This is a genomic window from Nocardioides cavernae (assembly GCF_016907475.1).
Lineage (GTDB): Bacteria > Actinomycetota > Actinomycetes > Propionibacteriales > Nocardioidaceae > Nocardioides > Nocardioides cavernae.
Map to the genome: position 1 here is coordinate 2799710 of NZ_JAFBCA010000001.1, position 14653 is coordinate 2814362.

Sequence of the window (14653 nt, forward strand, 5' to 3'; positions counted from 1 at the left end):
TCGGCGTGCGTCAGGAGACCGACTTGAAGGGGTCGTGCTCGGAGAGGATCCGGTCGACGCGGGCCTGGTCGATGCGGGAGACCACGTAGGAGTCCTCCTGGGCGTCGCGGACGCACTTGGCGAGCGTGAAGCTCGACGTCGTGAGGAACATCGTGCCGAGGCCGAGGAAGGCGCGGATCCACGGGTCGACCGGGAGGTAGAAGATCGCGAAGATCATGGTCAGCAGCGCGACGGCGAAGGAGATGCCGGCCTGCAGGAAGAAGGCGTTGGTGTTCTTGGTCGGAGTCGAGGGGGTCATGGGTCAACCGTGGTCCTCCGCAGGCCCCGCCGGAGCCGCAGACCTACCCGATCACGGTTGAGCACGGCTACTCAACCGTTCCGAGTACGTTCTGCCCATGCCCGAGCAGCCAGCCCACATGACGCCCGAGGAATTCCGCCGCCACGGGCACGCCGCCATCGACTGGATCGCCGACTACTGGGCCTCGCTCGACGACCTGCCCGTCCGCGCGCAGGTCGCGCCGGGCGACGTACGGCGCCTCCTGCCGGCGTCGGCCCCGGAGAACGGCGAGCCGTTCGACGCGGTGCTGGCCGACCTCGACCGCGTCGTCGTTCCAGGGCTCACCCACTGGCAGCACCCGCGGTTCTTCGCCTATTTCCCGGCCAACTCCTCGCCCGCCGCGATCCTCGGCGACCTCCTCTCCAGCGGCATCGGAGCGCAGGGGATGATCTGGGCGACGAGCCCGGCGGTGACCGAGGTCGAGCAGGTGGTGCTCGACTGGTTCGCCGAGGCGCTCGGGCTCCCGGAGACGTTCCGCAGCGACGGCCCGGGCGGCGGCGTCATCCAGGACACCGCCTCCACCGCGACCTTCACCGCCCTGCTGTCCGCGCTGCACCGCGCCAGCGGGGGAGACGTACGACGTCACGGCGTCGGTGACGCCGGGTGGCGGGTCTACGGGTCCACACAGGCCCACTCGTCGCTGGTGAAGGCCGCGATGATGGCCGGCCTCGGCGAGGACGCCGTCCGCACGATCGCCGTCGACGCCGCCACGCAGGCGATGGACGTCGACGCGCTGCGCGCCGCGATCGCCGACGACACCGAGGCCGGACTGCGACCGGTGATGGTGCACCTCGCCGCCGGCAGCACGTCGACCGGCGCGATGGACGACATCGCCGCCGTCGCGGAGGTCGTGCGCGACACGGGCGTCTGGCTGCACGTCGACGCCGCCTGGGCCGGCGTCGCTGCCGTCTGTCCCGAGCACCGCGGCCACCTCGCCGGCGTCCAGTACGCGGACTCGTTCGTCACCAACCCGCACAAGTGGCTGCTGACGACCTTCGACTGCAGCACCTTCTGGGTGCGCGACCGGGCCGCCCTGACCGGCGCGCTGTCGATCCTCCCGGAGTACCTCCGCAACGCGGCCACCGAGTCGGGCGAGGTCGTCGACTACCGCGACTGGCACCCACAGCTCGGCCGACGCTTCCGCGCGATCAAGCTGTGGGCGGTGCTGCGCACCTACGGGCTGGAGGGGCTGCGCCGGCACGTCCGCAGCGGCGTCGCGCTCGCCGAGCACGTCGCCGACCTGGTCGCCGCCGACGACCGGTTCGAGATGGTGACCGAGCCGTCGCTGTCGCTGGTGGTCTTCCGGCTCACCGCGGGTGACGAGCCGACGCTGGCGGCGATGGAGGCCGTCAACGCCTCGGGCGAGGCGTACCTCTCGCACACGACGGTCGAGGGCCGGGCCGCGATCCGGCTCGCTGTCGGCAGCTGGCGCACGACCGAGGCCGACGTCGACCGCACCTGGCGTGCGCTGCAGCGGGCGGCGTCGGCGCAGGGCTGACCCGGTCTGATCGGGACTGGCAGGGTGGGCGGCATGAAGCTCTTCGCCGACACGCCTCTCCGCCGCACGCTGCAGGTGGTCGCCGACGTCGTGTTCGTCGTGTGGCTGGTGCTCTGGGTCTGGATCGGGATGGCCGTCCACGACGGCACCGGGCAGCTGGCGGCGCCCGCCCGGCAGACCGACACCGCGGCGACGTCGATGGCCGAGCAGCTCCGCGACGCCGGCGGTCGGCTCGGGGAGGCGCCGCTCGTCGGCGACGAGCTCGCGGTCCCGTTCGACCGCGCGGCGGACGCCTCCGACGGGCTCGCCGAGGCGGGGCGCGACACGGTCGAGGCCGTCGAGCGGCTGGCGCTGCTGCTCGGCCTGTCGGTGGCGCTGATCCCGATCCTCATCGTGTCGGCGATCCACCTGCCCCTCAGGTGGCGGTTCATCCGCGAGGCGACGGCAGGCGCGAAGTTCATCGACGCGTCCGAGGACCTCGACCTCTTCGCCCTGCGCGCGCTGGCCCACCAGCCGATGCACGTGCTGGCGAGGGTCAGCGACGACCCGGCGGGTGCGTGGCGCGAGCGCGACCCCGACGTCGTACGACGTCTCGCAGCGCTCGAGCTCGCAGACGTCGGGCTGCGCCCGAAGAAGATGCCGGCCGCGTAGAGTCCAGACACGTGCAGTTCCTCGATGGCGCAACGCCGCCCCACGACCTGACCTACGACGACGTCTTCATGGTCCCGCGCTCCTCGTCGGTCGCGAGCCGCTACGACGTCGACCTCGCCACCGACGACGGCACCGGTACGACGCTGCCGCTGGTCGTCGCCAACATGACCGCGATCGCGGGCAGGCGGATGGCCGAGACCGTCGCCCGCCGCGGCGGCATCACGGTGATCCCGCAGGACATCCCGATCCCGGTGGTCACCGACGTGGTCCGGTGGGTCAAGGAGCGGCACCGCGTCTTCGACACACCGATCGAGCTCCGGCCCGACCAGACGGTGGCCGAGGCGCTCTCCCTCATCCCGAAGCGGGCTCACAAGGCGGCGGTCGTGGTGCAGGACGGCCGCCCGGTGGGCGTCGTCTCCGAGCGCGACTGCGCCGAGGTCGACCGCTTCGCCCAGGTCTCGGCCGTGATGAACCAGGACGTCGTCACCGTGTCGGAGGGCACCGACCCCCGCGAGGTGTACGACGCGATCGAGCGCGCGAAGGCGCCCCTCGCGGTCGCCGTGTCCGACTCCGGCGAGCTGGTGGGCGTGCTGACCCGGCTCGGCGCCCTGCGCGCCACCCTCTACACGCCGGCCGTCGACCCGTCCGGAGGCCTGCGGATCGCGGCCGCGGTCGGCGTCAACGGAGAGGTCGCGGACCGGGCCGCCGAGCTGCTCGCGGCCGGCGTCGACTGCCTGGTCGTCGACACCGCCCACGGCCACCAGGACCGGATGGTCCAGGCCCTGCAGGCGGTGCGCGCCCTGTCGCCCGACGTCCCGATCGCCGCCGGAAACGTCGTCTCCGCCGAGGGCACCCGCGCGCTCATCGAGGCCGGCGCCGACATCGTCAAGGTCGGCGTCGGACCCGGCGCGATGTGCACCACGCGGATGATGACCGGCGTCGGCCGGCCGCAGTTCTCCGCTGTGCACGAGTGCGCCGCCGCCGCGCGCGAGCTCGGCAAGCACGTGTGGGCCGACGGAGGCGTGCGCCACCCGCGCGACGTCGCGCTGGCGCTGGCCGCCGGCGCCTCGTCCGTGATGATCGGTTCCTGGTTCGCCGGCACCCACGAGTCGCCCGGCGACCTGATGCTCGACGCGGACGGCCGCCCGTTCAAGGTGTCGTTCGGGATGGCCTCGGCCCGGGCCGTCGCCAACCGCACATCGGGGGAGTCGTCGTACGACCGCGCCCGCAAGGGCCTCTACGAGGAGGGCATCTCGTCCTCCCGGATGTACCTCGACCCCGACCGCCCCGGCGTCGAGGACCTCATCGACCAGATCTGCTCCGGCGTCCGGTCGGCCTGCACCTACGCCGGTGCGACCGACCTCGCGCAGTTCCACGAGCGCGCGCTCGTGGGTGTCCAGTCCGCTGCCGGTTTCCACGAGGGCCGCCCGCTCGAGAAGTCGTGGTGACGTGCACGAGCTGCGCCATGTGTTCGTGATGACGTACGGCAGGTCGGGCTCGACCCTGCTGATGGGCATCCTCAACTCGATCCCCGGCTGGTTGCTGCGCGGCGAGAACCGCCACGCCATGCGGCACCTCTACGACTTCCACCGCAGCGGCATGGCCGAGCGGGCGCGCGTCGACCCGGCCCGTGCGAGCCAGCCGACGCACCCGTGGTTCGGCATCGAGGCGTTCCCGGAGGCGGCCTCCCTGCAGCACATCCGCTCGCTGGCGGAGGCGACGCTGCTGCGTCCGGAGCACGACACGAGGGTCACCGGCTACAAGGAGATCCGCTGGTACGACGAGGACCTGCCGGACTACGTCGAGTTCCTGCGCCAGGTCTTCCCCGGCGCCCGCTTCGTGGTCAACACGCGCAACCTCGAGGACGTCGCGGCCAGCAACTACTGGACCCACAAGGACGACCCGCTGGCGCAGGTCCGGGCGATCGAGGACAAGATCCTCGCCACGGTGGCCGGGCTGGGCGACGCCGCCTACCGCGTCCACTACGACGACTACGTCGCCGACCCGGAGGTGCTGCGCGGGCTGTTCGACTGGCTGGGCGAGGTCTACGACCAGAACCGGGTCGAGTCCGTGCTCGCGACCCCGCACTCGCGCCGCGGCAACCACCGTGACTGACCGCGTCCTGGTGGTCTCGGCGACCGCCGCCGAGGCCGCCCACGTCCCCGCCGACCTACCGCTCGTCATCACCGGCCTCGGCAAGACGGCGGCCGCCGCCGCGACCGCCCGCGCGCTGGCGTCGTACGACGACCTCGCCGGCCTCACGGTCGTCAACATCGGCACCGCCGGAGCGCTGCGTCCTGGCCTGACCGGGCTGTTCGAGCCCGGCACGGTGCTCAACCACGACATCAGCGCCGACCTGATCCGAGCGCTCGGCTACGACCCGCAGGAGCGCCTCGAGGTGGGTGGGTCCGACGTCGTCCTCGCCACCGGTGACGTCTTCGTCAGCGACCCCGCCGTCCGCGACGCCCTCGCCGAGCGCGCGCACCTCGTCGACATGGAGGGGTACGCCGTCGCCTGGGCGGCCCGCGAGGCCGGCGTGCCCGTGCGGCTGGTCAAGCACGTCTCCGACTCCGCCGACGAGTCCGCCCTCGACTGGGCCTCGATGGTCGAGGTCTCCGCACTCGCGCTGGGGGAGTGGTTGCGCACCCAGGTCTGAGGGGCGCGGGCGGTGGCACTCCACACGCCCGGGATGGTCACCTGCAGGTCAACCGGAGGTCTCAGTCTTCAAGGACATCGACGTGTAGCCGTCGACAGGCTCGAACCCGAACTGCCTGTACAGGGTCAAGGCGCCGGTGTTGTCAGCCTCCGTGGTCAAGGACACGCGGAGCGCCCCATCGGCAGCAGCAGCGTCCCGAACGTGGGCCAGGAGCGCACGGCCGACGCCTTCGCGACGGTGGCGATCCGCCACGTACAGGTCCCGGAGCTGCCAGAAGTGCCCGAGCAGCAAGGAAGCGGGGGTCGGTGCGACGAGCGCCATCCCTCTGGGCGCGCCGTCGCGACGTGCGAGGAATCCACGAAGGCCACCACTGGCGAGCTGTGATGCCAGCCAGTCACGGACGTCACCCGCGTCCTCCGGCTGACCGTAGTGCCGTCGGTAGCAGGTGAACAGGCTCACCAGGTCGGGCATCCATGGAGAGGCAGCGTGGACTTCCGCCATCTCCAGTCCGGTGCCCACCCGAGAAAGGCTACAAGCCACCGACGTCGACACGGGCCGATCACAGGAGCATTCGGCACGCGCCCGCTCATGCCGCATGCGACCCGGAACCGGTCAAGTGGCCCGCCCAGCGAGGGTGTGTACAGGCGCCGCTCGGCCACGTGCCACTGTCGTACCCCACGGCTAGGGTCGAACACATGAGCGGATCGTTGACGATGCTGGAGGCGGGTGAGGTCGAGGACCTCACCGCCTCCGCCGTGCTGTCGGCGATCCGTGCCCAACGCGTTGATGAGGAACGCGCAGCAGCGGCCCAGCTGGTCCTGGCTGCACAGTGGGCCGACCTGCACCCGCCCGAGTCGATCCACGACGCGGCTGCGTTCACGGTGCCCGGCTGTGAGCACGAGGAGCCCATCGCCGGTCAGGGTGCGCCGCTGGTCGCGGAGTTCTGCCTCGCCGAGCTCGGGACCGTCCTTGGGGTCTCGACGACGGCGGCGAAGAAGCTCGTCGGCCACGCCCTCGAGCTCCGCCACCGCCTGCCGCGACTGTGGGCGCAGACCCAGGCCGGGCGGGTCCCCGCATGGCGGGCGCGCGCGGTCGCGGAGGTCACCATCCACACCACCCCCGCCCTCACCCGCGAAGCCGCGGCGTTCGTGGATGCCCAGGTCGCCGCCGTCGCCGGTCGAGTCGGCCCTGCCCAGCTGGACCGGCTCGTCGCGGAGACGATCAAGCGCCACGACCTCGCCGACGTGGACCCGGCTGACGATCCGGAGGACGGCTACCTCCACGTCGACCCCCGCCACGCCACGATCCACGACGACGACGTGCACTACGCCGGGACCATGCGGCTCGAGGCCGAGCTCGACATCGCCGACGCCCTCGACCTCGACCGGGCGCTTGCCCACGGCGCGGCCAGCCTGAAGGCCCTCGGGTCCGACATGTCGCTGGACGCGCGCCGTTCTGCTGCCCTCGGTGACCTGGCTCGCACCCAGACCGCGCTCGACCTCGCCGGGTCGGGAGCCGACCCCCAGCACCTGCCCGCCGCCCGCGAGGTCGTGCTGCACGCCCACTTCGACGCGTCCCTCGACGGCTTGGCGACCGTGTTCGGTCCGACCGGGCGGATGGAGGAAGGCCAGCGGCTGGTGCTCCTCGACCAGATCCGCGGCTGGTGTTCGGACTCGCGGACCAAGGTCACGGTCAAGCCGGTGATCGACCTCAACGCCGACCTCTCGACCCCGGCGTACGGGGTGCCGGACCGGATCCGGGAGCAGGTCATCCTCCGCGACACGACGTGCGTGTTCCCGTGGTGCACCCGTCCGGCCCGGGGTTGCGACGTCGACCACGTCGACGAGTACGACCATGCCGCAGAGGCGGAAGGCCGGCCACAGCCGGGCCCCACCCGGACGGCCAACCTCGCCGCCCTTTGTAGGTTCCACCACCGCCTCAAGACCAACACCACCTGGCGCTACCAGATGACTGAGCCCGGGACGTTCGAGTGGACGTCACCGCACGGCAACCGCTACCGACGCGACCGCCACGGCACCACCGCGATCGACCCACCCGATCCGCCCGGCATTCCGCGACCGCGCCGACCATGACCCCGCCCCGCACCCCGCCACCCACCAGGTAGCGGGGCCACAGGCACGTCCACGATTGACGCCTACGCGCAGGCAATGGTCCTCCTGGGCGTGGCTGGAGTCATCTACTACGGCGGACAGCCGTGACGACGGGCGAGCGCAGGATCCTCCAGCTGTCCGTGATCGGGCTCGGTGTGTTCTTCTTCTTCACCAATCTCGTCACCGACGGCGTGACCCTGCGAAGCTTCGTGCCGCTGGCCGGCGGGCTGCTCGGGCTGGTTGCGATCGAGCAGGTGCGTCGGAACCAGGAGCGCGGCCTCTAGCGAGGGCTGGGACTCGCGGCGACCCGCCGGCCGCGGTGGCAGGCTGGGCACGTGCGTGGATTCGTGCTCGTCGGCGGCTGGCCGGGGTCAGGCAAGACCACGCTGTCGCGCGCGCTCGCCGCCGAGCTCGGCATGCCTCTGCTGGCCAAGGACGAGGTCAAGGAGGCTCTGATGGACGCGCTCGGTGCCCCCGCCGACGTCGAGGAGACCCGCCGTCTCGGGCGGGCGGCGGTCTTCGCGGTGCTGGCAGCAGCACGGGGGTGCCCCGGTGCGGTGGTCGACAGCACCTGGTACCCGTACGCCGAGGTGCTCACGCGTGCTCTGCCGGGGCCGGTCGTCGAGGTGCGGTGCCGGGTGCCGCTCGCGACGGCACAGCACCGCTACGCCGGGCGGACCCGGGACGCGCGCCACCTCGACGATCGCCGCTCGCCCCTCGAGCTGTGGGGCGACGAGGTCGCTCCGCTGGGGCTGGGCCCGGTCCTCGACGTCGACACGTCCGCCCCCGTGGACGTCGCGGAGGTTGCGACATCGTGCAGGACGCTTCTCCACGGCTGAGCCGCGGAACGGGCGAGTCGTCGTCGCTCCGGCACCTGACGTGTCCGCACCTGTGCAAGGGTGCGCCCATGATCATCAATCCCGGGAGCGACCGTCCGCAGGGTCCGTGGGACCCCGACGCGAAGCAGAAGTGGATCGACACCCGGTACTTCTGGGTGCTGCTGCCGTTCCTGTTGCTGATTGTCGGGATCATGGTGCTGGCGTCGGTCCTCGGTTCCTGAGGGACGCCGCCTGCCCGTGGGACGATCGGGCGTGGCGTGGACGCAGACGACCGACGCGGCCGAGCTCTGGCGCCGGGCGGGGCCGTGGCTGGGAGAGCAACCGGTCGAGAACGCTCCGCTGCTGGCCGAGGTCGCCCACCTCCTCGTGACGGACACCGCGCCCGCGGGGCTCGAGTGCGGCTGGTGGAGCGACGTCTCCGGCGTCGTGCGCGGGGCGTACGTCCGGGCGCCCCGGCACAACCCGCTCCTCACGCGGATGCCTCGCGCTGCGCTCGACGAGCTGGTGGCGCTGCCCGAGAGCAGCGCGGACGCCGTGGGCGTGCCGGGCGTGGTCGCCGATGACGTCGTTCAGGCCTGGGCGGTGACCGGCACCCGGCTGACGCCCGCGCGGTCCTTCACGGTGCACGTGCTCGAAGGGCGGTCGGCGGCGCCTTCCTGCGCGGGTCGCCCGCGCATCGCGGGGCCGGCTGACGAGCCGATGCTCCACGAGTGGTTCGACGCACTGATGGCGGGTCTTCCCGGCGACCCCAGCGACCGGGCGTACGTCGTCGACGACCCGCTCGCCGCCGGTGGACTGGTGCTGTGGGAGGTCGACGGCGATCCGGTCGCGATGTGCAGCCGCAGCCGCGTGCTCGCGGACACGGTGCGGATGGGAGCGTGCTACGCGCCCGGAGGCGAGGCTGCGTACGTGGAGGCCGCGTTCGGTGCGACAGCGGTCGAGGCGCGCCGCCACGCGCGCCACGTCACAGTTCTCGCGGCGAGCGGTGACGAGCAGGAGGCGGCTCGTCTGGCCGCTGCCGGGTTCGTCCCGGCGGCGACGCGGGTGCTGCTCACGGCGCCCGCCGAGAGCTGACCGGACCACGACGCAAGGCGCGGGCCAGGCCACCGGTGACGGTGCGAGGTCGGAGGACGGGCGTCCCTGACGAGGCGGTGTCCTGCATGCCGGCGAGCGTCTCGGCCAGGACCGACGTCGCGTCCGTCGACGGCGCCCAGCCCAGCTCCGTCCGCGCGCGGGTCGTGTCGAGCAGCGGCACTGCGTAGGCCATGTCGATCCAGCCGGGGTCGAGGGGCTGCACCCGCGCGTGCCAGCTCGCCGACACGGCGGCGCGCACGGCAGCGGACGGGACGTGGACGAGCCGGGCGCCGAGGGTGTCGGCCACGTCCTGGGCGGTGACGGGCGGCTCGGCGGCCAGGTTGAACGCACCAGGCGCTCGTGCGTCGAGCACCCGGGACAGGGCGTCGGCGACGTCGTCGGCGTGCACCATCGGGATCACGAGCCCCGAGTCGATGGGCAGCACCGGCACGTGCCGGAGCAGCGCGGCCGGGACGAGGGCGGGCAGTCCGTAGCGCAGCAGGGCGCTGCCGGCGCTGCGTTGGCCGATGATGCCGGGACGCACGCGGGTGACGGTCACGTCGGGGGCGTCGACCTCCAGTTCGTCGAGGAGCCGCTCGGCGGCGGCCTTGTGCCGGCTGTACATCGACGTCGGCACGCCGTTGGTCGGCCACGTCTCGTCGACCGGGGTGTCGTCCTGCTTGGGGGAGTAGGCGCCCACCGACGACATGTGCACGAGGTGCGGCACGCCGGTGGCCACCACGGCATCGATGACTCGCCCGGTGCCGCCGACGCCGAGCGCGCGCAGGTGGGCCTCGCGGTGCGAGGGCTGGAAGCCCCACGCGAGGTGCACGACGGCGTCGGCGCCCTCGCAGGCGGCGTGCAGCGCTTCCGCGTCCGCGTCGTCGGTGAGGTCGAGGGCCACCCACTCCATTGCGGGGAACGACACCTCGCTCGCAGGTGGGCGCCTGACCACCCCGACGAGCTCGTGCCCGCCGTCCTCGACCAGCCGTCGGACCAGGGCGGAGCCGACGTTGCCGGTGGCTCCCGTGATGACGATGCGCATGCGCGACCTGTACCCCGTCGCGGGCCGCGCAGACTCAGCGCGAGGTGTTCGCCGTCCGCCCCTTGGCGACGCCGACGAACGCCTGGGTGACGTCGTCGTCCCGGTCCACGAGCCAGACCAGTGCGATCGTGGTGGGCTCGAGGTCGGTGACGACGCGGGTCACGACGTCCTTGCGCTGGTGGAGCCGCGCGACCGACATGGGTACGACGACGACGCCGGTGCCGGCGGCGACCGTCTCGATCGCGTCCTGCTCGCTCATCGGCGGCCAGTCGAGCTGGTCGGCCGTGGGCGTCCAGCCGCTCGGGTGGGGGCGGACGAGCTGCTCGTCGTCGAGGTCCCCGGTCGTGACCTCCTCGTCGGCGGCGGCGAGCACGTGGTCGCGTGAGGCCACCGCCACCTGCAGCTCGTCGTAGAGACGGACGCAGTGCAGCCCGTCACGGTCGACGGGGAGGCGTACGAGCGCCATGTCGAGGCTCCCGTCGCGCACGCCGTCGAGCTGGTCGGCCTCCGTCACCGGCACGAGCACCAGAGGCTCGCGACGGCGGTCGCGCCAGTGGCGCGCCCACTTGTCGGGGGTCGCGCCGGTGACGAAGCCGATGCGCAGGGGGATGCTCATGGGACCGAGCCTAGGCGGCGGGCCGACGCACCGCGGGAGCCGCTCACCTCATCCGTGGTGAGCGGCTCCCGCGACGGCGGACGTCAGCGTCGGGCGTGGTCCATCTCGAGCTCGTGGTGCATCTCGTCGTGGACCTCGTGCTCGTCCTCGACCTCGTCCTTGGCGGTGTCGAGCTCGCCCTTCTCGACGGAGAACACGAAGTCATCACCGTGCTCCGTCACGCCGGTGATGACCGCGGCCTCGACGGCCTCCATGGCGTACTTGCGTCGCACGACCAGCGGGTCCTGGGCGAGGTCCTTCACCAGGGCGACCGCCAGGCCGATCATGATGAGCACGAAGGGCAGCGCGGCGATGACGGTGATGGTCTGCAGGCCGCTGAGCGCGTCCGGGCCACCGACGAGCAGCATCACGGCGGCGACGGCACCGGTTGCCACGCCCCAGAAGATGACGGTCGGGCGGCTCGGGTGGATGGTGCCGCGCTCGGAGAGCGAGCCCATCACGATCGAGGCGGCGTCGGCGCCGGAGACGAAGAAGATGCCGACGAGGACCATCACGACGACGCTCGACACGGTGGCGAGCGGGTAGGCCTCGAGGGTGCTGAAGAGCTGGTTCTCGAGCCCGCCGGCGCCGGCGATGTCGGTGCCGTTCTGCTGCAGGTTGATCGCGGCGCCGCCGAAGATGCAGAACCACACGACGCTGATCAGGCTCGGAACGAGCAGCACGCCGGTGACGAACTGACGGATGGTGCGACCGCGGGAGATGCGCGCGATGAACATGCCGACGAAGGGCGTCCAGGACAGCCACCACGCCCAGTAGAAGACCGTCCAGGTCGAGAGCCAGGTGCTGACCTCGTCGCCCTCGGCGGCGGTGCGCGCGGCCATCATCGGGAGGTCGGCGACGTAGCTGCCGATCGAGGTGGGCACCAGGTTGAGGATGAAGACGGTGGGGCCGACGATGAAGACGAACAGGGCGAGCCCCACGGCGAGCACCATGTTGATGTTGGACAGCCATTGGATGCCCTTCGCCACGCCGGAGACGGCGGACAGCACGAAGGCGGCGGTGAGCACGGCGATGATGCCGACGAGGACGCCGTTGCCGGTGTTGCCGAGACCGGCGACGATCTGCAGGCCGGACTCGATCTGCAGGGCGCCGAGGCCCAGCGAGGTGGCGGAGCCGAACAGGGTCGCGAAGATCGCGAACATGTCGATGGCCTTGCCGCCCAGCCCGTGGGCGTGGCGGCCGATGAGCGGCTCGAAGGCCGAGCTGATCAGCTGGAGGCGGCCCTTGCGGTAGACGCCGTACGCCACTGCGAGGCCGACGACGGCGTAGATCGCCCACGGGTGCAGGGTCCAGTGGAACATCGTGGTCGCCATGGCGTGCTGGGCGGCCTCGGTGTTGCCGGCAGCGCCGGTGCCGGGCGGCGGCGTGACGAAGTGGCTGATCGGCTCGCTGACGCCGTAGAACATGAGCCCGATGCCCATGCCGGCGCTGAACATCATGGCGACCCAGGAGATGGTCCGGAACTCGGGTTCCTCGTCGTCGCGACCGAGCGGGATGTTGCCGAACTTGCCGAGCGCCAGCCAGATCACGAAGACGACGAACGCGCTCGAGGTGAGCACGAAGAGCCAGCCGGTGTTCTTCATCGTCCAGCCCAGGCCGCTGCCCGAGGCGTCGGCGAGGCTGTCGGTGCTGAGGAAGCCCCAGACTAGGAACGCGAGGCTGACGACCGCGGTCACGCCGAAGACGAGCTTGTCCAGGCCTGTCTCGCGAGGTTCGGTGGGCTCGATGGCCGCGTCCAGCGCGGGGTGTGGCTCGTCGATCAGGTCAGGTGTGGGCAGGTCTCGCGGGTGTTCGATTCCGGTGGCCATCCGAGGACCAGACCAAACAACCGCACCGGTGCGCAAACCAGGAGTATGCGTGTGCGCTCAAACTGAGACGATGCCCACAGGGGTCACCCGCGCCCGGCAGCCAGGGCCCTGCCCCAGGCACGTGCCCGCTCGAGCTCCCCGTCGACGAGCGGGCCGGGGGCGTCCTCGACGTAGAAGGACTCGCTCGCGACCATCCGGCCGAGCCGGTGCCGTGAGACGAACCGGGCGGCCGAGCGGGCCGCCGAGCCGGGCAGCCGACGTACCTGCTCGGCTCGGGTGTCGAAGGTCGCGACGGAGCACGCCGGTCCGCCGGCCGGCAGGGTCGCCAGCCACTCGCGGATGCCCCGGTCCTCGTGCCCTGGCTCGGCCCCGCGGTCGTGGGCGTCGCGCCGGGTGGTGGGCCGGCTCATCGAGAAGGCGTGGGTGGGGCCGCCGAGGACGACGAGGTCGACGCCGTCGGGCAGCGGGGACGGTGCCGACCCGACGTCGACGACCTGCACCGGGCCTGCGTCGCTGTCGGACAGGCCGTCGGCGATCGCCTGGGCGACGGCGCGGGTGTTGCCCCAGTGGGACTCGTGGACGACCAGTGCGGTCATGGCGTGCTCCTCTCAGGAGGCGGATGCAGGGGGTGGAGGGGGACGGGTCTGAACGAGCGCAGCCACCGCGCGGTGAGCCAACCGCTCGCCGCGAGCAGCAGCAGGCTGGGCGCGGCATCCGGCCCGAGGTGCACGTCGGCGTCGGTCGCGAGGGCCAGGAGGGGGCCGGCCCACAGCGCGGTGAACAGCGTCAGGATCTTGAGCATCGCCACGGTCGCGAGGGCGCCGGCCACCGCTCGACCGCGCAGCAGCAGCACCCCCACAGCGGCGATCGCGGGCAGGACGACGGCGAGGTCGAGGACGAACACCGGGTACGGCGTGCCGCCCACGCCCTCCGGGTCCGGCGTGCTGCCCCCGAGGGCGTACGGCACCAGCACCGAGAGCCACAGCCCGGCGAACAGGACGGCGGTGACGACGAGGACCCAGCCGGTCGTCCTGGTCAGCCCGGGAGACGCGGTGGTGACGGGTGGGCGCTCGTAGATGCCCAGGAGGCCGCCGAGCAGGGCGGCGCCGGACATGCTGACGATCAGGACGTAGACCAGGAAGCCCCGGTTCATCGGCACACCGGTGACGTAGATCAGGTAGCTGTAGAGCAGATAGGCCAGCAGCCCGAGCCGGGCGAGCCGGACCGAGGCGGACATGACGGGGCGGCGGACCAGGAGGACCAGCAGCGCGGCCACCACGATGCTGCAGGCGTCCTGGGCGCGCGCCGACACGACGGTCGCCTCCGGCAGCGAGCGGTACGGCGTCTCGGCGAGGAGGCCGTAGAGCGATGCGGCGACCACGGCGGTCGCGAGCACGCAGGTCGACACGAGCGTGGCGGTGGTGCGCGTGACGGCGCCGTCGCGCAACGGCGGTGGCGGCGTCGCGGTGGTGGCAGGGGCAGGCGCCGGGGCCGCGACCCCCAGCGCCGGCCAGTCCGCGCGCGCCGCCGGGACGAGCACGAGGAGCGCCGGGACGCTCCACAGCCAGAAGCCGAGGCCGAACGACATCAGCAGCACGTGGAAGACGATCACGCCGGCCCAGCCGACCCGGGCACCTGTGCCGCCGTGCAGGAGGAGCAGTCCGAGCACGACCTCGCCGACAGCCAGCGCCAGCAGCCACGGGGCCGGGTGGGCCATCACGACGTCGCGCCAGGTGTCGGTCACGAACGGCCAGAAGGAGCCGTCGGCGAAGGTCCGGTAGGTCGCGGCGTCCGCGGCCACGATGCCCGCGTTGATGCCGCCCATGACCAGGTAGAAGCCGCCTACGAAGCGGCGTACGTCGGAGGCGCGCGTGCGCTGACGTGGCACGGCATCGAGGCTCGTGCGGGGCTCCAGCGTCGCGGTCACGGCGGTACCTCCGTCCTCCACCTCGAGCATC

At 72.3% G+C, this 14653-nt stretch carries 17 protein-coding genes; 10 read left to right on the plus strand and 7 right to left on the minus strand.

Features of this window, described 5'->3' with window-relative positions; all coding sequences use genetic code 11:
• Positions 1–10 precede the first annotated feature (10 nt).
• Positions 11–298 (minus strand): YiaA/YiaB family inner membrane protein, encoded by a 288-nt coding sequence (locus tag JOD65_RS13235; RefSeq protein WP_191197155.1) that lies wholly within the window; start codon positions 296–298, stop codon positions 11–13.
• Positions 299–395: 97 nt separating this feature from the next.
• Here JOD65_RS13235 and JOD65_RS13240 point away from each other — a divergent pair, with 97 nt between their 5' ends.
• Genes JOD65_RS13240 through JOD65_RS13260 form a run of 5 tightly spaced genes read left to right on the plus strand, consistent with a single transcriptional unit; the run spans position 396 to position 5142 of the window.
• Complete coding sequence (locus JOD65_RS13240; protein ID WP_204811163.1) at positions 396–1835, plus strand: pyridoxal phosphate-dependent decarboxylase family protein; 1440 nt, start codon at positions 396–398, stop codon at positions 1833–1835.
• A gap of 33 nt (positions 1836–1868) precedes the next feature.
• Entirely contained in the window at positions 1869–2486 is a 618-nt protein-coding gene (locus JOD65_RS13245; protein ID WP_191197154.1) for a hypothetical protein, read from the plus strand.
• A gap of 11 nt (positions 2487–2497) precedes the next feature.
• Positions 2498–3934: a GuaB1 family IMP dehydrogenase-related protein gene (locus JOD65_RS13250; protein ID WP_191197153.1), complete on the plus strand. Its 1437-nt coding sequence runs from the start codon at positions 2498–2500 to the stop codon at positions 3932–3934.
• A gap of 1 nt (position 3935) precedes the next feature.
• Positions 3936–4601 carry a sulfotransferase gene (locus JOD65_RS13255; RefSeq protein ID WP_191197152.1) on the plus strand — a complete coding sequence of 222 codons (666 nt, stop codon included), beginning with the start codon at positions 3936–3938 and terminating at the stop codon, positions 4599–4601.
• Positions 4594–5142, plus strand: coding sequence for a nucleosidase (locus JOD65_RS13260; protein ID WP_191197151.1), 549 nt, complete (start codon positions 4594–4596; stop codon positions 5140–5142). Before JOD65_RS13255 ends, JOD65_RS13260 begins: the two co-directional genes overlap by 8 nt.
• Positions 5143–5190: 48 nt before the next feature.
• Here JOD65_RS13260 and JOD65_RS13265 read toward each other — a convergent pair whose 3' ends face one another.
• On the minus strand, positions 5191–5661 hold the full coding sequence (locus tag JOD65_RS13265; RefSeq protein ID WP_191197150.1) for a GNAT family N-acetyltransferase: 471 nt from the start codon (positions 5659–5661) through the stop codon (positions 5191–5193).
• Between the two features lie 176 nt (positions 5662–5837).
• Here JOD65_RS13265 and JOD65_RS13270 point away from each other — a divergent pair, with 176 nt between their 5' ends.
• The 5 genes from JOD65_RS13270 to JOD65_RS13290 all read left to right on the plus strand — a co-directional run bounded on the left by JOD65_RS13270 (position 5838) and on the right by JOD65_RS13290 (position 9166).
• Positions 5838–7235, plus strand: coding sequence for an HNH endonuclease signature motif containing protein (locus JOD65_RS13270; protein WP_191197149.1), 1398 nt, complete (start codon positions 5838–5840; stop codon positions 7233–7235).
• Positions 7236–7357: 122 nt separating this feature from the next.
• Positions 7358–7537, plus strand: coding sequence for a hypothetical protein (locus JOD65_RS13275; protein ID WP_191197148.1), 180 nt, complete (start codon positions 7358–7360; stop codon positions 7535–7537).
• 51 nt (positions 7538–7588) lie between these two features.
• Positions 7589–8092 carry a P-loop nucleotide/nucleoside kinase family protein gene (locus JOD65_RS13280; RefSeq protein ID WP_191197147.1) on the plus strand — a complete coding sequence of 168 codons (504 nt, stop codon included), beginning with the start codon at positions 7589–7591 and terminating at the stop codon, positions 8090–8092.
• A 68-nt stretch (positions 8093–8160) separates the two neighbouring features.
• Positions 8161–8313, plus strand: a complete 153-nt coding sequence (locus JOD65_RS13285; protein ID WP_191197146.1) for a hypothetical protein — start codon at positions 8161–8163, stop codon at positions 8311–8313.
• 31 nt (positions 8314–8344) lie between these two features.
• Complete coding sequence (locus tag JOD65_RS13290) at positions 8345–9166, plus strand: hypothetical protein (protein ID WP_191197145.1); 822 nt, start codon at positions 8345–8347, stop codon at positions 9164–9166.
• Here JOD65_RS13290 and JOD65_RS13295 read toward each other — a convergent pair.
• The 5 genes from JOD65_RS13295 to JOD65_RS13315 all read right to left on the minus strand — a co-directional run bounded on the left by JOD65_RS13295 (position 9144) and on the right by JOD65_RS13315 (position 14652).
• Positions 9144–10211, minus strand: a complete 1068-nt coding sequence (locus JOD65_RS13295; RefSeq protein WP_191197144.1) for an NAD-dependent epimerase/dehydratase family protein — start codon at positions 10209–10211, stop codon at positions 9144–9146. The two genes, JOD65_RS13290 and JOD65_RS13295, sit on opposite strands and share 23 nt — an antisense overlap.
• A gap of 34 nt (positions 10212–10245) precedes the next feature.
• The gene (locus tag JOD65_RS13300) at positions 10246–10827 is read right to left on the minus strand and encodes a LysR substrate-binding domain-containing protein (protein WP_191197143.1); all 582 of its coding nucleotides are present in this window, start codon (positions 10825–10827) and stop codon (positions 10246–10248) included.
• Positions 10828–10910: 83 nt separating this feature from the next.
• Positions 10911–12695: a BCCT family transporter gene (locus tag JOD65_RS13305; RefSeq protein WP_191197142.1), complete on the minus strand. Its 1785-nt coding sequence runs from the start codon at positions 12693–12695 to the stop codon at positions 10911–10913.
• A gap of 83 nt (positions 12696–12778) precedes the next feature.
• Positions 12779–13291, minus strand: a complete 513-nt coding sequence (locus JOD65_RS13310) for a flavodoxin family protein (RefSeq protein ID WP_191197141.1) — start codon at positions 13289–13291, stop codon at positions 12779–12781.
• Complete coding sequence (locus JOD65_RS13315; RefSeq protein ID WP_191197140.1) at positions 13288–14652, minus strand: hypothetical protein; 1365 nt, start codon at positions 14650–14652, stop codon at positions 13288–13290. The genes JOD65_RS13310 and JOD65_RS13315 overlap by 4 nt, the downstream gene beginning before the upstream one ends.
• Position 14653 lies beyond the last annotated feature (1 nt).